Origin of the sequence: Bacillus sp. SJS (assembly GCF_000732485.2) — a bacterium.
GTDB lineage: Bacteria > Bacillota > Bacilli > Bacillales > Bacillaceae > Metabacillus_B > Metabacillus_B sediminis.
Genome location: NZ_JAQV02000007.1, coordinates 153003 through 173283, shown reverse-complemented (window position 1 = coordinate 173283; position 20281 = coordinate 153003). Strand labels below are relative to the sequence as shown.

The window sequence follows — 20281 nt, the reverse complement described above, 5'->3', positions numbered from 1 at the left end:
GCCCCTCCTTATTTGGCAATGCCGCGTTCAAAACGGCGTTCCAGTTTGGTTTGCAGCCAGGAAAGTACGGTGCTGAAAATAAGATAGATAAAGGCTACTTCGATATACAGCCAAAGCGGTTCATAGTATACGGCCGCGATTTGCTGCCCCTTTTGGAACATTTCCGTAACCGTGATGGTTGCTGCAAGCGATGTATCTTTAACAAGACTAATAAACGAGTTCCCAAGCGGAGGAATGGATACACGCACCGCCTGCGGAAGAATGATTCTCCGTATTGCCTGCGCTCTAGTCATATTAATTGAATAGGCTGCTTCCCATTGGCCCTTTGGAATAGAGAGAATAGCAGCCCGGATGATTTCCGAGGTGTAAGCCCCCTTGTTAAGGGTAAATCCAATGACCGCGGCTGTGAATGGATCCAGTGTAATCCCAACGCTTCCGAGTCCAAAGAATAGGATAAACAGCTGAACGAGCAGCGGTGTTCCCCGGAAAACCCAGACATAGAAGCCTGATATGGCCGTAAGGATCCGAATATTGGACATGCGGGCTAGGGCAACGAAAAACGCTAAAATCAGACCAAGGGCAAAAGTGATCAGGGTCAGAGGAATGGTAAAGGCAATTCCTGCTTTTAAAAGCGGAAAAAAGGATTCGGTTAGAATCCCTATAATCCGCTGTGAACGTTCATCAGCAAACATATTCACTCAAATCCTTTATTTCGAGACATCTGTTCCGAACCATTTTTCGGAGATCTTCAAGTAAGTACCGTCTTTTTTCATTTCAGCCAATGCTTTGTCGACTTCTTCCTTCAGCTTTCCGCTGTCTTTGCGGAAAAGGAATGCATTTTCTGTCGCTTCTTTTTCTTCATAAACTTTCTTAATTGGAAGCTCAGGACGCTGTTTTTTCAAATCAAGGTATGAAAGACTGTCATTGATTGTCGCATCGATTCTTCCAGCAGCAATCAAATCAATGGATTGATTGAAGCCATCCACAACCGTATTAGTTGCACCGTTTTCTTCAGCAATTTTACGATAGTTGCTGTCCAGTGACTGCCCCACTTTTTTGCCTTTTAAATCTTTTAGGGATTTAATCTCGTTATTGTCTTCCTTTACGATAAGAACCGCTTTTGAAACGATGTAGGGCTCAGACATATCGTACTTCTCTAAACGTTCAGGGCGGATCGCTACTTCATTGGCAACCATGTCATAGCGTTTGGAATCAAGACCTGCAATCATTCCATCCCATTTTGCTTCGATGAATTTAGGTTTAATATCAAGGCGTTTAAAAACCTCTTTTGCAATCTCTACATCAAATCCTGTAAGGTTTCCCTGTTTGTCATGAAACGTAAATGGCGCGTATGTACCTTCCGTTCCAATCGTAACTTCGCCTTTTTCTTTAATGGAATCATACAGACTTCCAGCGCTTTCTTCTTTTTTCGAACCGCAGGCAGCTAATGCAAGCAAAGCAGCCGCTATAAGAAAAATGGATAAAAATCTTCTCATTTTTGTAATCCCCCAGTTAGTTGATAGGTTTAATTTATTTAAAAAATACTTTATAAGATTAAGGCAGAAATTGTCGAAAGTCAACGAAGAAATCTCGAATTTAGTATTTTATTTTTCAGGTGAATTTATTCTTCCCTGCAAACGAAAAAACCGGCTCATCGGCCGGCGCTTTTTTATCTTTTTTCAATTGCACAAATAAAGGGAGGATTATTCTTTTGATTAATAAACTGATATTGAATCACATGGGCTTCATCCTGTGGAAGGTTTTTTGCAAATTCAAGGACCGCGTTTTTTTCTATTTTCCCTTCAGGATGCCCATGGTAAATGACAAGAACGATGATTCCCTCAGGCTTAAGCATGCGGAAAAGCTGGCCGATGCCTGCAAGGGTGGAGTCAGGGGACGTCACAATTTCTTTATTGCCTCCGGGGAGATAGCCGAGGTTGAAAACCGCTCCGGCAAGTTTTCCGTGGTATTCAGCAGGAATGGATTCTTCAGCGCACTCGTGGCCTTTATGAAAAAGGGTTACACGGCTGCTGAGATTTTTCTCCTCAAGGAGCCTCTCGGTTGCCAGGAGGGCATCCTCTTGAATATCGAAGCTGAATACCTTGCCCGATTCACCTGTTAATCCGGCCAGAAAAACTGTGTCATGACCATTCCCCGCGGTTGCATCTACTGCGGTATCGCCAGGCTGAACGGCAGCAGAAAGCAAATCCCTGCAGAAGGGAAGAATCCGGGTTATCTTCATGTTATGTCCACCCCTTCTGCTTGAAAAAATTTCCCCTGAAAACTGCCGCGCCGCTCCATTTCAGCATCAATCGCATTAATAACCGACCATTTATTTACGCTCCACATCGGCCCGATCATTAAGTCAATCGGACCATCCCCCGTAATCCGGTGAACAATAATTTCAGGAGGAATGACCTCCAGCTGATCGCAAACGAGCTGAATATAATCCTCGAATGACAGAAACTCAAGCATCCCTTTTTCATACTGCTTTACCATCGGAGTGCCCTTCAATAGATGAAGAAGATGAATTTTAATCCCCTGCACATCTAGCTTCGCCACTTCTCTAGCGGTATGCATCATCATATCCCGATCTTCCAGAGGAAGTCCGTCAATAATATGGGTGCAAACCCGGATTCCATGCTTCCTTAATTTGTTTACTCCTTCAACATAGGAAGGATAATCATGGGCCCGGTTAATAAGCAAAGCCGTCCGTTCATGAACCGTCTGAAGCCCGAGCTCTACCCATAAATAAGTACGCCTGTTCAGCTCAGCCAAATACTCCACCACATCATCTGGAAGACAATCCGGTCTTGTCGCAATGGACAGACCGACAACATCTTCAAATCCAAGCACGGTTTCAAACTTCTCTTTTAAAACCTCAAGCGGAGCATGCGTATTCGTATACGCCTGAAAGTAAGCCATATACTTGCCATCCTTCCACTTCTGATGCATTTTTGCTTTACCTTCATTAAATTGGGTTGTAAGATCATCCGCCCGGCTGCCGGCAAAATCTCCGGATCCTGCAGCACTGCAAAAGGTACAGCCTCCGTAAGCGACCGTTCCATCGCGGTTCGGGCAATCAAATCCCCCGTCTAACGCCACTTTGAATACTTTATGTCCAAAGAAATCTTTTAAATGATAATTCCATGTATGGTACCTTTTTTTATCGTTCGCATATGGAAATGGGTTGGACTGAATCAAATCAGAAAAGCCTCCCGAAAAATTTTTATAGTCATTAAGCCATTTTAGCACGCTCGTTTTTTGAATGACAAATTTTCTCGGTGTTAAAACGCCAGCCATCGTAAACCCTATAAAAGTGAAGCATCGAACCTGAATAATGGAAGGAGATTATCCAATGGCGACAAGGCAATCGGTTGAAGAATATATGCAAATGTGCACAGACACATACAACTATGCAAAAGAGCAATTTGAAAGCGGAGCAAAACAGGAGCATTATCATGACCAGGAATACACAGAAGCCCAATCCAAGCTCGAGGACGCTGTAAATGAACTAAACAAACTCACATTAAGCTGTGATGATCAGCAAAAAGAACAGCTGTACAGAATGAGGCTTCAATTGCAGCAGCTGCAAAACGAAATGATTCTTCAAAGACATTAAGGAGGTTCACACCCATGAAAAAACGTTCCGATCAGAACAACCCAGAACAAAAAACCGGCCAAAGCGAATTTTCCAATGAACTCGATCCAGTATCAAAGGCAAAACAGAAATACGCAAAGCAAGGCCAGCCAATCAAATCCAAACAGCATCCTTCTGAAAAGTAAAACAACGTCATCCCTCGTTTTCCTTAAATAAAAAAAGGGAAGAAGAATAATGGGAGGAGATGCGTTATGAAAACATATATCGTTCAGTATACAGACAAAGAAACAGGCGAGCGGGTCTTCGACGGACCCGCCTTCGGAAGCGAAGTAGAAGCCATGGAAATGCAGCGGGAGCTCGAAGAAAAAGGCCACATGGACGTAACCGTTGAAAGTGAAAATGACATCCAGCTGGACCGTGAATAGGGCAAGGAATGATGGAGGGCACCCTGAGTTTTTGGGGGTGCTTTTTTGTTTGGGGTTTTTTGGGGGAAGGGGGGAGGGAATGCGTAGAGAACTTGGGGCAGTGGGCAAACCGGAAAACTGGTGTGATGCCAGGCAAGAATGCCAGGCAAACCGGAAAAAGGGTGCGATGCCAGGCAAGAATGCCAGGCAAACGCGGAAAACAGGGTGTTATGCCAGGCAAGAATGCCAGGGAAACCGGAAAAAGGGTGCGATGCCAGGCAAGAATGCCAGGGAAACCGGAAAAAGGGTGTAATGCCAGGCAAGAATGCCAGGGAAACCGGAAAAAGGGTGCGATGCCAGGCAAGAATGCCGGGCAAACCAGAAAACGGGTGCGATGCCAGGCAAGAATGCCAGGCAAACACGGAACAGGGGTTGGATGCCAGGCAAGAATGCCGGGCGAACGGGAAAACGGGTGTGATGCCAGGCAAGAATGCTAGGCAAACCGGAAACCAAGTGCGATGCCAGGCCAATAAAATTATTCATCTCTCCCCTCCATAAAAATGCCGTTGACAAATCCTCACCAACTGTATATTGTAGTAAGTGTATTAATCATTGTAGTACACCTAATACAGTTCATTCAATATAAGAAAGTAGGGAGATCATGATACAAATTGATCCTCGCAGCTCGACACCTATTTATGAACAGGTGGTTCAGAGTATGAAGGAGCTGTGTTTAAAAGGGGCTCTAAAACCGGGGGATAAACTTCCTTCTGTTCGTGAATTAGCGACCATTATCATTGCGAATCCAAATACTGTGGGAAAAGCATACAAGGAGCTTGAACGTGAAGGCATTATTGAGACGTTAAGGGGCAGGGGAACCTTCGTTTCGGAGAATGTCAAAATAAAACTGGATGAGGGGAAGATGGAAATGCTTAAGGAGCAGCTGAAGACATTGATTATAGATGCGGCTTATGCAGGGATAGATATTAATGAGCTCCATGAGTGGATTGATGAGATTAAGAAAGAGGTTGGGGGAAACAAGAATGCTTGAGGTTCGGAATCTGTCTAAGAAGATGAATGGGGAGCTTATTTTAAGCAATATTTCTTTTACGATACATGCAGGAGAAATATTTGGGCTTCTTGGGAGAAATGGGTCGGGTAAAACTACGCTGCTTCGCCTGATTGAACAGGTGCTCATACCAGATCAGGGGGAGATTTTGTTTAATGAGCTTCCTATTGCTTCAAATCCTGAGGTGAAAAGGAAGATAATTTATGTGCCTATTCAAAATGGATTTTACGAGCGTTATTCGTATAAACAGCTGATTCGAATACTTAAGCCGATGTATCCGGATTTTGATGTGACGTATGCCAATGAATTGATGAACAGGTACGGTCTGTCTGAAACGAAAAAGTACCGTGATTTGTCTACGGGCTTGAAAAAACAGTTTGCTTTAATCATTGCTTTTGCTATGAGGCCTGATCTTATTTTGCTGGATGAACCAACGGATGGGATTGACGCAGTAACCCGCCACGATGTTCTCGAGTTAATGATTGATGAGGTGGCCCTCCGAAGCACAGCGATCGTGATTACTTCCCATAGACTAGAAGACATTGAGAGAATTTGCAGCCGTATTGCATTTCTAGAGGATAATACAATCTCGAACCTAGTGGATATGGAAGATGTAAAAGGGGATTACTTGAAGGTTCAGTTAGCTTTTGAAAACGACCATCATCTTCAAATTCGTGAGAAAGGGATTCCCATCCTTGATCATACAGGGGTATTCTATACAGTTTTATTGGAGAAAAGAAACAGCGGGCAAAGAGAGTGGCTTCAATCCCTGGAACCGAGAGTCTGGAATGAACTCCCAGTCAGCTTAGAGGAAGTATTTATTGCGAGGTTTGGAGGTAAACGGAGATGGTAATAAAGGGGCTCATACTTAAAGAATTAAGGCAATCAGCGGTTATTATTGCTGTGTCGATGATTATATTGATTGGAAATATGCCCTTTATTTTATGGGAGGATTACTCTTCTTTCATTACCAATCGTATTTCTGGTCCATATGAATTTGATTTTTCATCAAAATTTTTTATGGGGATTATTTTAATTATCGCATTTTCCCTGGCAGTCGGTTTTTTAGGCAGTGAAAAACAGCGCGGGAGCATGGATTTCACTCTGGCTCTTCCTTATTCCCGAAGCACAATTTTTTGGACGAAATGGTTCACTGGAATATGCATCATTGTCGTTTCCATGCTTATTTCATATGGAATTACTTTGCTGCAGTTAAGTTTATATCATGGCACGGCGATCAACGGCAGTTTTCTTCATTATTTTTGCATGACCGGCGTTTCGCTGATTATGGTATTTACATTAGTATTTGCTGCGGGCTGTATGACAGGTACATCGCTTGCTCAAGGTATAGTGGCTATTAGCACGGCAATGCTTCCTCTTTTAGTAGTAGGGGTAGTTGTTATGAATTTATATCCGTTTATGGAGCACCCGCCGTCAAGTCTGGTGAATCTTTCTGAAGAAATGGCGATATTCTTAGCTCCTTCTTACTTTGCTTATGCTAAGGAATTGTCATATACTCAGATGCTTGCTCCTCTATTTATGACTTTAGTTTATCTGATTATTGGATATGCTTCCTTCTTGAAGCAGCCTATGGAGCGAAACGGTTATTTCTTCAGCTGGAAGCAATTAAATTTACCTGTCTTTATTATCGTGGTATTACTTGGGACATTAGGATTTGGGGGGATTTCTTACGGCTCATCAAATTCTATTACCGGATATGTAATTGGGTTGTTAATAGGTGCCGGAATAGGTGGAACCCTGGGATACTTTCTAATATATAAAAAGGCAAAATTATAATGCAGGGAGAGGACTTCATGATACAAATCAACGACCTATCTCATTCCTTCTTTGTCGGCAAGAAAGGAAAGGAGAGGGAAATTCCGGTGCTGACCGGTATTTCCCTTGATATTGAAAAGGGTGAAATTGCTTCTATTGTCGGCCGGAGCGGATCGGGTAAATCGACGCTGCTGAATTTAATTTCAGGATTTATGAAACCGGTATCCGGACAGATTCTTATTAATGGACACGACGTAACTAAATTTAACGAAAAGAAGTGGGCGGAGTTCCGATTAGAGAATTTCGGGTTTATCTTTCAGAATTTTCAGTTGATACCGAGTCTGTCAACCTTTGAAAATATTGCTCTTCCTTTAACACTTAGAGGAGTTTCTGCATCTCAGCGGAAAATCAGAGTGAATGAAATGCTTGGTCGTGTTGGTCTTTTAGAGCAGGCGAATCATTATCCAAATGAGCTTTCGGGCGGTCAGCAGCAGCGCGTTAGTATTGCAAGGGCCCTTATATTAAATCCTCAGATCATTCTCGCGGATGAACCGACTGGAAGCCTGGATTCAGAAACAGAAAAAGAGATTCTAGGTCTGATACAGGAGCTGAACCGCGAGAAGGGAATTACCTTTTTCATCATTACTCATGATGATGAAGTAGCGGAAATCAGCCATAAACGCTTCAATCTTCATGATGGCGTTTTAGTGAACGGGGGTGTGACGGTTGAAGCTTAAGGATCAGATCGGATTTGTCCGGCAAAACATTAAAAAGAACCGCCTTCGTGTTTTCATGACCATTCTAGCGACAACGATGGGCTGTTCCTTCCTGATTGTTTTAGCTTCGGTTGGGTTTGGATTTCAAAAAACGCTGACAGATGAGATTCAAAAGCAGCAGATCCTTACGGAAGTGAAGGTTGAAGGAAAACAGGATGGAGAAGAATCTGCCAAGCCCATTACGAGCAGTTTAATTAAGGATATTGAGAAAACCGAAAATGTAAAAGCGGTCGTTACGAGAAACATGATTGAGGCCCCGGCAAAAGCTCAGTTAGAAGGAAGAACGGGACAAAATTTCACATCGATTGTAACGAATATGAAGCAGGAGAAAAAAGCGAATCTATCCCTGGACCGGGGGAAAATGCCAGAGAAGCCGAACGAAATCGTGGTCGGCTATCATTTTGGAAAACAGCTTCTCACTGAAAATGAACAGAAGCAGCTTGATGCATACAACTCTAATCCAGAAGGCAATGTGAAGAGACCTGAAGGATATAAAGAGGACGTGCTGAACAAAAAAGTTACGTTTGTGTATACCGATCTAAACGGGAAAGAAAAGACTTATCCGTTTCTCATTACGGGAGTATCCAAAAAGCCTGCAAGAGATTTTATGGAAGACACAAATGTGATGATCGGGGACAATATGCTGAAAGAGCTGGCTCCGCTCGTCAATCCGGATTTTGATTATGAAAAGGAAATCACGTATAGCAATGTGAACGCTTATGCGTCATCCATTGATCAGGTGGATGGACTGACAAAAGCACTTAAGGACAAAGGCTATCTCGTATACTCGATTACAGAGGAGCTTGAAAGCATGAATTTGTTTTTCACTGCCTTTAAGGTTGGGCTGATCTTTGTCGGGACGGTAGCTGTACTAATCGCCTCCATTGGTATCTTCAATACGATGACAATGGCCGTTACGGAGCGAACGCAGCAAATTGGAATTATGAAGGCGATCGGTGCGCAGCCAAACATGATTAGAAGGCTGTTTTTAATGGAGAGCGCATGGATTGGGGTTGCAGGGTCTGTGATCGGGGTTATTATTTCTTACGGAGTAAGCTGGGCTGCAAATAAAATTGTCCCGCTTATCCTGCAGTCAACAGCTGGCGGGGGTGAGGCCGCTCCTTTTGATATGCAGATTTCCTACATTCCGGTGTCACTCGTTCTTATTGCCGCCGCGATCAGCATTGGAGTGGCCATCCTATCCGGCCTGCGCCCAGCTGTGAAGGCGACGAATATTGATGTTTTGTCCGCGCTTCGGCGTGAAATTTAATTAGCGCAAAAGTGGCCATGGAAAGTTAATCTCAAAAGCTCTTTTCGCTTTTAAATGGATTGGGTTTGGCTGATTTCCGCTGCAGGATGCTCAGCGACCAGCGGGGCGGGCGGTGAGCCTCCGCGGCGCAAGCGCCTGCGGGGTCTCACCTGTCCCGCTGCTCCCGCAGGAGTCGCGCACCTTCCGCTCCAACCAACCTAAACAATAATAGTTCAAAAGTACCTATATAAAAACCAAAACCCCTTGAATGCTCACACATAGCGTTCAGGGGGTTTTGGTTTCAATCATGCCCTCTCTTTGCATGCCATTTATTCTATTTTCGATGCCTCTGCAGCCAAACTTCTTTTCAAAATCGTTCTGAAAATAACCCTGATGAGCGGGGGAACGGCAAGGAAGATAAATAGAATCCGGAATAGCTGGTAGCAAACTACGACTGAGAGATCAGCGTTTACTTCCTTTCCAATCAGCGCCATTTGGTCCATTCCCCCTGGGGATAGGCTTAAAAAGGCGCTAACAAAGGTGATGGGATGAAGCTGTGTAAGAAGAAGACTCAAGCCGATGGAGCCGGAAATCAGCAGCAATCCGCTAAGCAAAGCAAGGAAAGCAATTCTCACCTTATCTTTTAGTCTTTCAGGCTTCAGCATGAGTCCGATATACGCACCGATCATCAGCTGGGAGATATTCAGGATGGATTGAGGAAGAGGCGGTCCGTCATACCCTGATAGATTGAGAATAATGGTCACAATCATCGGTCCGAGTAAGTAGGCCGTCGGGAGTTTTATTTTTTTTCCAATGATGGCTGCCAGTATACAGTTGACTGCGAAAATCCAAATGTGAGGGAATAGCCCGTCCCAGCCGGCTGCCTTTTGGACGTCTGCCGCATGGTGGTCGGGATTTCCAAACATGGGACTGAATATCAGCAGCGGTACACAGAAGACAATCATCATCAGCCTGGATACTTGGAGAAAGGTGACAACCGTTATGTCAATCCCCTTTGTTTCCTCTGCAAGGGGAATGATCTGGCTCAGCCCGCCCGGAATACTGCCCATTAAAATGGTGGGAAAAGAAATCCCGGATAGCTTGGAAACGAGTATTGAAATGAGTGTTGAAAGCATGAGAAGCATCGCGGTCAGCAGGATCATGGCGGGAAGCTGCAGTCCAATTTGATGCAGTGCCTCCATTGTAAACGACAATCCAATCGTATAGCCGACGATCACCATGCCTGAATTTCGTATTTGCTGAGGCCAGTATAGCTTGATGCTTCGAAAAATGTTTGAGCCGATCAGTACAAAAACCATGGAGCCAATCAGCCATGGAATTGGCATTGAAATCAGCTGAAATATGATTCCGCCGGTCACTGCAAAAAGCAGCGTGATCAGAAATGAAACCCATTTATTGTTTTGCATAGATGCATTCCTTCTTTTCTTCTTTTTCCAGTCTTATATATTTAGTATAAATTTTTTCCGATTCTATTGCGAATTCCATACTTATGGAAACAGCGAGATTCATACCATAAGGATGGAAAAAAGCCTGTTAAATTTACATTCTCCGTTTCTATGGAAACCGTAGCTGGACCTGTTCAATTTGATCATGAAGCCACACTGATTCAGGAAGAGAAAGAAAAGGGGAAGGATTGGATGATTCAGTGGGATCCATCCTATATTTTTCCGCAGCTTAAGGACGGAGATGAGCTCAGAGTCGCTTCATCCTCTCCGCAGCGAGGCCAGATTTTTGACCGGGATGGAGAAGGGCTTGCTGTAAATGCAAAGGTATATGAAATCGGTATTGTACCCAAAGGAATGGCGGATAAGAAAGAGGAAGTGTTATCCAAACTGACCGCGCTCCTCCCTGTTTCCAAAGAGAAAGTGGAAAAAGCACTTGCCGCCGAATGGGTAAGGGAAAGCGATTTTGTTCCTGTAGCCAAAATGAATCCCGCCGATCAGGAAACGTTTAAGAAGGTAATGGCTTTGCCTGGTATTCAGAAAAAAGAAGTTCAAGCCCGTTTTTATCCACTTGGAGAAAATGCAGCCCATCTCATTGGCTATGTGCGGCCGATTACGGCTGAGCAGCTGGAAGAGAAGAAAAACGAGGGATACTCTTCTAATTCCATGATTGGTACAAGAGGGCTGGAGCAAGTTTACGAAAAAGAATTGCGCGGTGAGCCCGGATGGACCATACAAACGACCGGCAGCAAAGCGGTGATCGCAGAAAAACCTGCAAAAAACGGCCGTGATGTAAATGTAACTATCGACAGCCAATTACAAAATAATCTATCCGTACAATTGAGGAAAGATAAAGGAACAGCCGCAGCTATTCATCCGAAAACCGGTGAAACGCTTGCGCTCGTCAGCATGCCGTCCTACGATCCGAACAACTTTCTTTTCGGATGGACAGAAGAGGAATATAAGGCATACAGCAATGAAGAACGGGGTGCTTCTGTCGCACGATTTAATAAGCTATTTTCCCCGGGATCCACGATAAAACCGTTAACTGCAGCAATTGGCCTGGAAACGGGGAAGCTTGATCCTTCCAAAAAAGAAGAAATCAGCGGCCCTGTCTGGTCAAAAGAAGGATGGGGAAACTATGAGGTCACCCGTGTCTCGGATCGTTTGCAAAAAGTGAATTTAAAGGATGCATTGGTCACTTCAGATAATATCTATTTTGCCAGATCCGCATTGGCAATCGGCAGGGAATCCTTTCAAGCTGAAATGGAAGAACGTTTTGCCTTTTCAGAGAAGCTTGATTTTTACCCTTTCCCAACTGAAACCTCTTCTGTATCAAAAAATGGAATCATTTCAGAAGGGCAGCTTGCTGATTCCGGATTCCGTCAGGGAGAGGTACTCATGAGTCCCCTTCATGTGGCGGCCGCCTATACAGTTTTTCAAAATAGCGGGGATCTCATTAGGCCTTATCTCGAAATAGGAGCTTCGGCTCAACCGGCTTACTGGAGAAAAGGGGCGATTGCAGAAGAAAATGCCACGTTGATCCTGGAAGATTTGAAAGAAGTTATTGACGATCCTAATGGAACTGGCTATAAACCTTTCGTAAAAGGATTGGAGATTGCCGGGAAAACGGGAACAGCGGAGCTAAAACAAACGAAAGACGGAGAGGGACAGGAAAATGGCTGGTTCGTGGCCATGAATACGGAGGACCCGAGATTGCTTGTGGCCATGATGGTCGAAGATGTTAAAGACAGAGGCGGGAGCCATTATGTGGTGCCGAAAGTCAAAAACGTAATGATGGAATATTTAAAATAGAGCAGGCCGATGCCTGTTTTTTTTGTTGCATCATTAAGCGGGTTGCCCGGGTGGAACTTTAGGCTGAATTTTAATTTTTTTGATAATAATGCCTTTGATTATCCTTCCAATTATCTGAAATGTTTTTTATTTATTAAACCAGTATTCTTCTATTGAAAAACGTGCCAAAACCTCATACACTAGCTAATGGAAATGAAAGATTTATACAGAAGGAGGGGTTCGTATGCCGCGTTCCCTATGGCTTCTCGTAATTGGGATGATCATAAATGTAACCGGGGCTTCTTTTTTATGGCCTCTTAATACGATATATATACACGATGAACTTGGAAAATCGCTTACCGTAGCAGGCGTCGTGCTTATGCTGAATGCAGGCGCTAGTGTAATCGGAAATCTGGCGGGCGGGGTTCTGTTTGACAAAATCGGAGGCTATCGCTCGATTTTGCTTGGTATCATCATTACGCTTGCCGCTCTAATTGGAATGATTTTTTTCCATGGCTGGCCGCACTACGTTATTCTGCTTACGATCGTTGGCTTTGGATCAGGGATTGTTTTCCCGGCAACCTATGCGCTGGCAGGCAGTGTCTGGCCTGAAGGCGGAAGAAAATCGTTCAACGCGATTTATGTAGCTCAAAATGCCGGGGTAGCCATCGGTTCCGCATTAGGTGGACTGGTTGCATCGATCTCGTTTCAGTGGATTTTTATGGCGAACGGATTGCTGTATGTTCTCTTTTTTTTGGTGGCATTTTTCGGATACCGAAATATTCAGGGGCAAACGATTCATCCGACCGCCTTGGTCACAAAAAAACCTGGCATGAAGGACCGCACGAAATTTACCGCGCTATCCATCCTGTCCATTGCCTACCTGCTATGCTGGGTCGCCTACGTTCAATGGCAGTCGACGATTGCCGCACATACTCAAACGCTGAACATTGACCTGAAGCAATACAGTCTCCTATGGACGATTAACGGACTGATGATTGTCCTTGGACAGCCTTTGCTTTCGGCTTTTGTAAAACGCTTTGCAAAAACGCTCAAGTCCCAGATGCTGATTGGAATGGGAATCTTCATGGTATCCTTCGTCATCGCTGCAGCAGCGGGCGGATTCTCCGGATTCTTAACTGCCATGATCATTTTAACCATCGGGGAAATGCTCGTTTGGCCAGCCGTGCCGACCATTGCAAATGATCTCGCTCCAAAAGGAAGAGAAGGCTTCTATCAGGGATTCGTAAACAGCACAGCCACCGCTGGAAGAATGGTCGGTCCTCTGCTGGGAGGAATTTTAGTAGACATGTTCAACATGCCGGTCATGTTTGCCGTGCTGATTGGCCTGCTCGTTATTAGCTTCTTCATTACTGTGATTTATGACCGCAATATTAAATATCTTTCAAATCAAGACCTTTCCGCCGAAACGGTGAAAGGGTAAATAGAAGCCTGAGATGGATGTTGGATCCTTCTTGGGCTTTTTTCGAGAGCATAAACTCTTCACGTTTTTTAAAACTGTAGCTCTTTTAAACTCGGCTGTTGATTTCCGCTGCAGGCGTTCGCTTATCCTTGGGCGGGCGTTGAGCCTCCTCCTGGCTTCGCCACTGCGGGGTTTCACCTGTCCCGCTGCTCCCGCTGGAGTCTCACTCCTTCCGCTTCAACAGGTGTTAAAAACAAGGCTATGTACCGGCTACCCAGGAAGTGGCAGCCCAGCCTAAGACTGCCTACACATTAAGCGGTTCTATCAAAACGAATCTCTTAAAATCCAATGCGTTTATGAACGTTGAGTTTTTAAATGCCCAAAAATCCAGTATTGGATGGGCCGATAATCGCTACAGTCAATTGAAGGCAAATCAGCCATGGACAGACCGTCAAGTTAGCTTTACAACTCCAGAAGGGACTTCGTTCGTCCGAGTTTATTTAGAAGTCGACCATAAGGATCCAACGGCTTCTGGATCTGCCTTATTTGATGGGATGCACCTTGAAAAAGGGGAGGTTTCCTCCAGCTTCAATCCGGTTCTAAACAGCAGCTTCGAATCAGGTGCTGCCAACTGGACAGGTTCAGGGGGAAGTGTCGACTCTACTACTGGATTTGATGGCTCCAGCTCACTGAAAGTAGTCCGAACCTCCACTGCACAGGAAGTTTCTCTATACAAGCAAACGATCACCATCGGACAGTCGGCAGGAAGCACTCCGTTCTCCTTTACCCTGACTGGCTTATCCAAAGCGGACCAGGTGAACGGAACACCTGGGAATGGAAACTATTCTTTAATCGCCAAGGTGTACTACACAGATGGAACAACGGGCAGCTACACAGCTAATTTCCCAGCCGGAACCCAGGAGTGGAACCGCGGTGCGGTGACGGTGCCCAAATCAAAACCGGTCGATCGCGTAGAGGTCCTTTCCTCCTTTGGCGGAAACACCACCGGCACCGCATGGTTTGATGCCATTCGTTTAATCAAAGGAAGCGTCATGACCAAAAGCAAATATGATGCAGCCGGTAACTATGAGACCGAAACCGAAGATGAAACAGGGAATAAGACAATCATGCAATACGATTCATTCGGGAATGCCGTAAAAGAGACCAATCCGAAAGGCTACAGCAAATCCTTCACCTACGACCTGTCGAATCAGCTGAAGAAACTGCTGCTCCAAAACGGCACCGATGTCAGCTATGAGTATGATGCGAATGGAAACATGCTTTCCAAGGCTATCACTTCCTCTGCAGGGGTCAAACAGACTTTTAGCTACCAATATGATGAATTGGGGCAGCTGCTCGAAACCAAGGGTCCTTTGCAAGATGTGACAAGCAACGAATATGATCCAAATGGAAACAAAGTCAAAACGACACTTCCGAATGGAACCATGGTCAACTGGACGTACGACGGGACGAACCGAGTCAAATCCATCGGATATAACGGCACGCCTGTTTATGATTACAGCTATGACCGGAACGGAAACGAACTGTCCGTAAAAGACCTGGCAACAGGGGGAACGAAAACCCGGACCTTTGACAAAGCGAACCGGGTAACGGCCCTAACCGACCGGGGCAGCAGCCAAACCTGGACCTATCCGACCGAAACCGATAAACTGAAGTCGTTCCAGTTCACGCATGGCGGGTTTAACCAGACGAACACCTTCGAGTACAATCAAAAGGATCAGAATACGGCCGTTAAAGACGGCACCAGCGCTTACCGTTTCGACTATGACGAGCAAGGAAACGTTGGGACCTTTATTACAGGAAACGGAGCCGGGGCTTCTTTCCAATACGACTCGACAGGCCTGGTACAACAAATCCACGTCGGTCTGAAGGACGGAACATCGGTCTTGAGCGAAACCTATTCCTATGACGCCAATGGAAACCGGACGAAAATTGAATCCGGCAACGGGTCCAATGTACAGTATCAATATGATGAACTCGATCAGCTGACGAAGGAAACCTACTCGAATGGAACGGTCAAAGAGTACAGCTACGACGGATTCGGGAACCGCATCTCTACCAAAGAAACAAGCGGCGGACAAACCACCACGGTCGATGCCCAGTACAACCTGGCCAACCAGCTGACCCGTTTCGGCTCAGAAGCGCTTAGCTATGACCTCAACGGAAACCGGACAGAGGATGGCCGATACCAGTACACCTGGGACAGTCGCGATCAGCTGACTGCCGTCACGAAAAAAGGCGAATCCCAGCCGTTCGCCACCTACAAATACAACGAAGACGGCAAACGCATCCAAAAAACGGTGAACGGAACCGTCACCAACTATTTCTACGACGGGGACAGCCTGAACGTCCTGTACGAAACAAACAGCAGCAACCAGGTCATCCGATCCTACACGTATTCAGAGGGCGGCCAGTTGCTTTCAATGAAGAAAGGGTCAAACCAATACTTCTATCACTACAATGCACGCGGGGACGTCATCGCTTTAACGGACGCCCAAAGCAATGTTGTGGCTTCGTACGAGTATGATGCATGGGGAAATGTCCTGAAGGAAGTGGAGCAGGATTCGGTAAAGGATAATCCTTACCGGTATGTGGGGTATCAGTATGATAAAGAAACAGGGATGTATTATCTGATTGCCCGGTATTATGAACCGAAGCATGGTGTCTTTTTAGCCTTGGACCCATATCCCGGGGATGATAACGATCTGCTTACTCAAAATGGGTACACGTATGCCATAAATAATCCGGTAATGATGTTTGACCCAGATGGTAATATTGCTGTGGCAATACCACTGGTTCTTCTAGCTGATGCTGCAGTAATCGGAACTGCTGTTGCTATAAACTATGCTTTTTCAAGCAACGGACCAATTGGAAAAGCAAATAGAAAAAAACAAGGAAGAGAAGTAAATGAGAAAAAAAGAGGCGGTAAGAATTTTAAATCAAGATCAAATAAAAGCTCGAATCGTGATATGAAAAAACATACTCCTGGTAGAGGACATAAGAAAGGGAAGAAGTAAACATGATTCCTAGGGAAGGCCTAAGGGTAAGGGTGGAAAAAGGTGTTAACGAAGATGTACGTACAGCATGTTTAGATTTTTGTAAATGGCTCAGGAAGGAAATGGAATTTCCTGTTAGAGTGGTTATTTATATAAAAAAAAGTTACTATGTTAAAAATATAACTACTAAGCAACTTGCATCCGCCACCTTTTTTGCACCATATCAATTAAATGTAGAACCTTATATTAGAATCGCTACTGGAGATTATGAAGATCTAGTTAAAGTTAGAGGACAAATAGATGCATTGTATGCATATATGGAAAGTATTGCACATGAGCTTGCACACTATAAGCAATGGTTGGAAAGTAGAGAGCTTAATGAAAAGGAAGCTTCAAAATACAGTGAAGAACTAGTTGACCTATATCACAACCACTTAAATTTTGAGTAAAAATCATTTTTATAATCTCAGAATTATTTAGATTTGGTTAATATTAATAAGGAAAAATTAACCTGTTATTGTTATCTAAGAGAGATTGTTACATTTCTATCGCAAAATGTAGAAAATACAGCTACTTGAAGACGGTGTCTTCACATTGATGAGTATGTAGAATGACTCCGTGGAGAGAAATCTCTTCGGAGCTTTTTTTTACAACAATTAATAGAGTTATGCAACATCAGTGAAATTCACTTATATCAATTATAAGTGAAGAAACTAGTGTAAAAGGCAGGCAAACCACAACATTAAATCCCAGTACATTCTGGCCATTCAGCTTACACGAGGTGGTTCAGAAGGGTTCAGCTGTGATCGATGTCATACACTATAACTATGGAATTGCTTATTCTCAAGAGATTCTGGTAAAAGAAGTATTAAAAAAGCCATTATCTGATCTAGTAAAACAATTTGATATACCGACTTATTTCGTAATGGGCAAGTATGATTATATGACTTCATCCCGTGCGGCTAGAACCTATTTTAATCAACTGAATGCTGTGAAAAAAGAATTTATTACCTTCAATCAGTCTGCTCATTATCCGCAATTGGAAGAGAAGGAACATTTTAATGAGTGGATGTATAATACGTTTATTAAAAACAAGTAAAAGAAGCAGCCTATGGAATGCTTCTTTTTACATCAGGCTACAAAAAAAGGGACAAGGGGACAGGTTCCTTGTCCCACCACCAGAAAGCTCTGTAGAGAGAAATCCTCCGCGGGGCTTTTCTTTTTAGGATTTCAGTTAAGCATTGGCTTTTCGAAAAGAAGAACAGGACCTTGAACTTAAGGCATAACATCACTAGATTTTACTGACCTAACTAATTAACCAGTGCTAGATAGATTCGATCACGCCTCTCTAAGGTGATGACAAGTAAGGAAAAGTTACGACCTTTATTTCCGGAAACGGATCAGGAACTTCCTTCCAATAAGATTCGACAGGACTAGTTGAACAAATCCAAGTCGGTCTGCAGGACGGAACATCGGTCTTAAGCGAAACGTATACCTATGACGCCAATGGAAATCGGACGAAAATTGAATCTGGCAACGGGTCCAACGTACAGGATTAATATGATGAACTGGATTAGCTGACGAAGAAAACCTACTCGAATGGAACGGTCAAAGAGTACAGCTACGACGGATTCGGGAACCGCCTCTCTACCAAAGAAACAAGAGATGGGCAAACCACCACAGTCGATGCCCAGTACAACCTGGCCAATCAACTGACCCGTTTCGGCTCAGAAGCGCTCAGCTATGACCTCAACGGAAACCGGACAGAGGATGGCCAATACCAGTACACCTGGGACAGCCGCGATCAGCTGACCGCCGTCACGAAAAAAGGCGAATCCCAGCCGTTCGCCACGTACAAATACAACGAAGACGGCAAACGCATTCAAAAAACGGTGAACGGAACCGTCACCAACTATTTCTACGATGGGGACAGCCTGAATGTTCTCTACGAGACCAATGGCAGCAATCAGGTCGTCCGTTCCTACACGTATTCAGAAGGCGGCCAGCTGCTTTCAATGAAGAAAGGATCAAACCAATACTTCTATCACTACAATGCACGCGGGGACGTCATCGCGTTAACAGATGCCCAAAGTAATGTCGTGGCTTCCTATGAGTATGACGCATGGGGAAATGTGCTGAATGAAGTAGAGCAGGATTCGGTTAAAGATAATCCTTACCACTACGCAGGGTACCAATATGATAAAGAAACAGGGATGTATTATCTGATTGCCCGGTACTATGAACCAAAACACGGAGTCTTTTTAGCCTCGGATCCAGACCCGGGTGATGACGACGACATTCTTACGCAAAATGGATATGCTTATGCTGGAAATAATCCTATCAATATGATTGATCCAGATGGGAATCGGTATCAACCTCGACCTCAAGATATTGTAAAAGCTTATGTATTTGTTTATGTAGGAGGAATGTGGGTTAGGTCGCAAGTAAAACAAGGGTTAAGAAAATATGCTGGAAAAATTGCCAAAAGCTTTAAACCTCCGACAAGTAAAAAGAACAAAGGTAAGGGTAAAGGGTTTAAAAATTATTCAGCTAAAGAAATTGAGAAGAAGTACGGCTTAAGAAAGGGAGAGTTTCACCAAGTAAAACAAGATATAATTAAAGATCTTACTAATAAAAAGTCCCCGTACAAAGCTTCTATGAAAAAAGTTGGTAGTAATCCAGATATTCACCTAAGTTCAAATGGTTTAATTAGAGTTATGTCTAGAAATGGGAAGACTTCATTTGATACTAATTGGAATATAAAACATTTCCTACCTTAAAAATGAAAGGTGAAATCTATGTCATATGAAATTAATATATTAGTGGTTAATCAAATTAAACCATTACCAATACCCTTCGTCACTTCTATAGAAGTAATGAATGAAATTGACGATAAAATGGTTTTAAGATTAGAAAGTACATGGAAATTCATGAGTCAAACAAAAGGGATTTGGTACTCTCTTGTGAAAGAGGATGAGGGAATTAAAAATGCATTTTTACTTTGTACATCTGATTTTGAAAAAGAGGCAGATGATTTGCCTATTCCTTTCTGGATTGACAATGAAGATAGTATTTACAACTTAACGCCATTAATAATTCATAAAGAATATTTAGAAGAGTTTGAAGCAATATCACGATTTCTAATTAAACAATCTCCAACTAATACAATATTGTTTTTAGCTAGATATCAAGGTGGAGATCATGAAATAATTGAAGGGACTTTATCACTCAGAAAATTTATTGAACTACTAAAAAACAATAATATTTTGTTTAATGTTTGTTATATAATCACTAATGTTTAATTGTAGGTAATACTCCTTGTAACCTTGATTGGCTTATTGCCTTTCAAGGTTTTCTCTATAGGAAATAGGTGAAGAGAAAATTGGTTTTCATAACTCTTTGAATAAAATCAAAAGGTTCAGAATACGGCCTTCAAGGACGGCACCAGCGCGAACCGTTTTCTCTATGCCTGGCAAGGAAGTGTGTCCACCTTTATGTCTAGAAACGGAGTGGGTGCATTACACTGTTCATGTAAAACTAAGTGTTCTCAAATGTGCATGTTAAAAGAGAAATTAAAAATGACGAATAGGATATCGTTAAGCCGTCGAAAATTGTGCGGAGAGAAGCATATTCTTGCTGCAATAGGGGAAATTAAAAAAACCAATACATAAATGTAAAATTGACCTGCTGGAATTTATTTTCCTGACAA

At 43.6% G+C, this 20281-nt stretch carries 19 protein-coding genes and 2 pseudogenes; 16 read left to right on the top strand and 5 right to left on the bottom strand.

The genetic code is table 11. The features are described from left to right. Positions 1-8: 8 nt before the first annotated feature. The 4 genes from AS29_RS04480 to AS29_RS04465 all read right to left on the bottom strand — a co-directional run bounded on the left by AS29_RS04480 (position 9) and on the right by AS29_RS04465 (position 3204). Positions 9-692, bottom strand: coding sequence for an amino acid ABC transporter permease (locus AS29_RS04480; RefSeq protein ID WP_035409787.1), 684 nt, complete (start codon positions 690-692; stop codon positions 9-11). Between the two features lie 15 nt (positions 693-707). Further along, positions 708-1496 carry an amino acid ABC transporter substrate-binding protein gene (locus AS29_RS04475; protein WP_035409784.1) on the bottom strand — a complete coding sequence of 263 codons (789 nt, stop codon included), beginning with the start codon at positions 1494-1496 and terminating at the stop codon, positions 708-710. A gap of 173 nt (positions 1497-1669) precedes the next feature. Further along, the gene (locus tag AS29_RS04470) at positions 1670-2242 is read right to left on the bottom strand and encodes a tRNA (mnm(5)s(2)U34)-methyltransferase (RefSeq protein ID WP_035409779.1); all 573 of its coding nucleotides are present in this window, start codon (positions 2240-2242) and stop codon (positions 1670-1672) included. Next, on the bottom strand, positions 2239-3204 hold the full coding sequence (locus tag AS29_RS04465; RefSeq protein WP_035409963.1) for a TIGR01212 family radical SAM protein: 966 nt from the start codon (positions 3202-3204) through the stop codon (positions 2239-2241). The genes AS29_RS04470 and AS29_RS04465 overlap by 4 nt, the downstream gene beginning before the upstream one ends. Positions 3205-3358: 154 nt before the next feature. Here AS29_RS04465 and AS29_RS04460 point away from each other — a divergent pair, with 154 nt between their 5' ends. The 9 genes from AS29_RS04460 to AS29_RS04420 all read left to right on the top strand — a co-directional run bounded on the left by AS29_RS04460 (position 3359) and on the right by AS29_RS04420 (position 8896). Continuing rightward, positions 3359-3622, top strand: a complete 264-nt coding sequence (locus tag AS29_RS04460) for a YtzC family protein (protein ID WP_035409777.1) — start codon at positions 3359-3361, stop codon at positions 3620-3622. A gap of 14 nt (positions 3623-3636) precedes the next feature. Further along, positions 3637-3786, top strand: a complete 150-nt coding sequence (locus tag AS29_RS04455; protein ID WP_035409773.1) for a hypothetical protein — start codon at positions 3637-3639, stop codon at positions 3784-3786. 66 nt (positions 3787-3852) lie between these two features. After that, positions 3853-4026, top strand: a complete 174-nt coding sequence (locus AS29_RS21255; protein WP_156505866.1) for a hypothetical protein — start codon at positions 3853-3855, stop codon at positions 4024-4026. A gap of 92 nt (positions 4027-4118) precedes the next feature. Further along, positions 4119-4502, top strand: coding sequence for a hypothetical protein (locus AS29_RS21250; protein WP_156505865.1), 384 nt, complete (start codon positions 4119-4121; stop codon positions 4500-4502). A gap of 164 nt (positions 4503-4666) precedes the next feature. After that, on the top strand, positions 4667-5056 hold the full coding sequence (locus tag AS29_RS04440) for a GntR family transcriptional regulator (protein ID WP_035409765.1): 390 nt from the start codon (positions 4667-4669) through the stop codon (positions 5054-5056). Beyond that, positions 5049-5927 carry an ABC transporter ATP-binding protein gene (locus AS29_RS04435; protein WP_035409761.1) on the top strand — a complete coding sequence of 293 codons (879 nt, stop codon included), beginning with the start codon at positions 5049-5051 and terminating at the stop codon, positions 5925-5927. Before AS29_RS04440 ends, AS29_RS04435 begins: the two co-directional genes overlap by 8 nt. Continuing rightward, a complete protein-coding gene (locus AS29_RS04430) occupies positions 5921-6871 on the top strand; it encodes an ABC transporter permease subunit (protein ID WP_035409759.1) in 951 nt (316 codons plus the stop codon). The genes AS29_RS04435 and AS29_RS04430 overlap by 7 nt, the downstream gene beginning before the upstream one ends. A gap of 17 nt (positions 6872-6888) precedes the next feature. Further along, entirely contained in the window at positions 6889-7587 is a 699-nt protein-coding gene (locus AS29_RS04425) for an ABC transporter ATP-binding protein (RefSeq protein WP_035409960.1), read from the top strand. Further along, on the top strand, positions 7577-8896 hold the full coding sequence (locus tag AS29_RS04420; RefSeq protein ID WP_035409756.1) for an ABC transporter permease: 1320 nt from the start codon (positions 7577-7579) through the stop codon (positions 8894-8896). The genes AS29_RS04425 and AS29_RS04420 overlap by 11 nt, the downstream gene beginning before the upstream one ends. 308 nt (positions 8897-9204) lie before the next feature. Here the strand turns inward: AS29_RS04420 and AS29_RS04415 are convergent, their stop codons facing one another. Next, entirely contained in the window at positions 9205-10302 is a 1098-nt protein-coding gene (locus AS29_RS04415; protein WP_035409754.1) for an AbrB family transcriptional regulator, read from the bottom strand. 66 nt (positions 10303-10368) lie between these two features. On the opposite strand from AS29_RS04415, the gene AS29_RS04410 reads away from it, so the two are divergent. The 7 genes and pseudogenes from AS29_RS04410 to AS29_RS04380 all read left to right on the top strand — a co-directional run bounded on the left by AS29_RS04410 (position 10369) and on the right by AS29_RS04380 (position 19874). Beyond that, entirely contained in the window at positions 10369-12153 is a 1785-nt protein-coding gene (locus tag AS29_RS04410; protein ID WP_082883728.1) for a penicillin-binding transpeptidase domain-containing protein, read from the top strand. 223 nt (positions 12154-12376) lie between these two features. Next, the gene (locus AS29_RS04405; RefSeq protein ID WP_035409751.1) at positions 12377-13576 is read left to right on the top strand and encodes an MDR family MFS transporter; all 1200 of its coding nucleotides are present in this window, start codon (positions 12377-12379) and stop codon (positions 13574-13576) included. 1658 nt (positions 13577-15234) lie between these two features. Continuing rightward, a pseudogene (locus AS29_RS22010) lies at positions 15235-16350 on the top strand (RHS repeat domain-containing protein); the annotation flags it as partial. 245 nt (positions 16351-16595) lie between these two features. Beyond that, on the top strand, positions 16596-17021 hold the full coding sequence (locus AS29_RS04395) for a hypothetical protein (protein WP_035409749.1): 426 nt from the start codon (positions 16596-16598) through the stop codon (positions 17019-17021). A gap of 353 nt (positions 17022-17374) precedes the next feature. Then, complete coding sequence (locus AS29_RS04390; protein WP_035409746.1) at positions 17375-17671, top strand: alpha/beta fold hydrolase; 297 nt, start codon at positions 17375-17377, stop codon at positions 17669-17671. 268 nt (positions 17672-17939) lie between these two features. Further along, positions 17940-19352: pseudogene (locus AS29_RS20930) on the top strand (RHS repeat domain-containing protein); the annotation flags it as partial. Positions 19353-19370: 18 nt separating this feature from the next. Then, a complete protein-coding gene (locus AS29_RS04380) occupies positions 19371-19874 on the top strand; it encodes a hypothetical protein (RefSeq protein WP_035409743.1) in 504 nt (167 codons plus the stop codon). The last annotated feature ends 407 nt before the right edge of the window (positions 19875-20281 follow it).

What these genes read in the sequence shown, in the direction of transcription:
- AS29_RS04480 (WP_035409787.1), bottom strand. Translation starts at nt 692, where the DNA reads ATGTTTGCTGATGAACGTTCACAGCGGATTATAGGGATTCTAACCGAA.
- AS29_RS04475 (WP_035409784.1), bottom strand. Translation starts at nt 1,496, where the DNA reads ATGAGAAGATTTTTATCCATTTTTCTTATAGCGGCTGCTTTGCTTGCA.
- AS29_RS04470 (WP_035409779.1), bottom strand. Translation starts at nt 2,242, where the DNA reads ATGAAGATAACCCGGATTCTTCCCTTCTGCAGGGATTTGCTTTCTGCT.
- AS29_RS04460 (WP_035409777.1), top strand. Translation starts at nt 3,359, where the DNA reads ATGGCGACAAGGCAATCGGTTGAAGAATATATGCAAATGTGCACAGAC.
- AS29_RS04455 (WP_035409773.1), top strand. Translation starts at nt 3,637, where the DNA reads ATGAAAAAACGTTCCGATCAGAACAACCCAGAACAAAAAACCGGCCAA.
- AS29_RS21255 (WP_156505866.1), top strand. Translation starts at nt 3,853, where the DNA reads ATGAAAACATATATCGTTCAGTATACAGACAAAGAAACAGGCGAGCGG.
- AS29_RS04440 (WP_035409765.1), top strand. Translation starts at nt 4,667, where the DNA reads ATGATACAAATTGATCCTCGCAGCTCGACACCTATTTATGAACAGGTG.
- AS29_RS04435 (WP_035409761.1), top strand. Translation starts at nt 5,049, where the DNA reads ATGCTTGAGGTTCGGAATCTGTCTAAGAAGATGAATGGGGAGCTTATT.
- AS29_RS04430 (WP_035409759.1), top strand. Translation starts at nt 5,921, where the DNA reads ATGGTAATAAAGGGGCTCATACTTAAAGAATTAAGGCAATCAGCGGTT.
- AS29_RS04425 (WP_035409960.1), top strand. Translation starts at nt 6,889, where the DNA reads ATGATACAAATCAACGACCTATCTCATTCCTTCTTTGTCGGCAAGAAA.
- AS29_RS04415 (WP_035409754.1), bottom strand. Translation starts at nt 10,302, where the DNA reads ATGCAAAACAATAAATGGGTTTCATTTCTGATCACGCTGCTTTTTGCA.
- AS29_RS04405 (WP_035409751.1), top strand. Translation starts at nt 12,377, where the DNA reads ATGCCGCGTTCCCTATGGCTTCTCGTAATTGGGATGATCATAAATGTA.
- AS29_RS04395 (WP_035409749.1), top strand. Translation starts at nt 16,596, where the DNA reads ATGATTCCTAGGGAAGGCCTAAGGGTAAGGGTGGAAAAAGGTGTTAAC.
- AS29_RS04380 (WP_035409743.1), top strand. Translation starts at nt 19,371, where the DNA reads ATGTCATATGAAATTAATATATTAGTGGTTAATCAAATTAAACCATTA.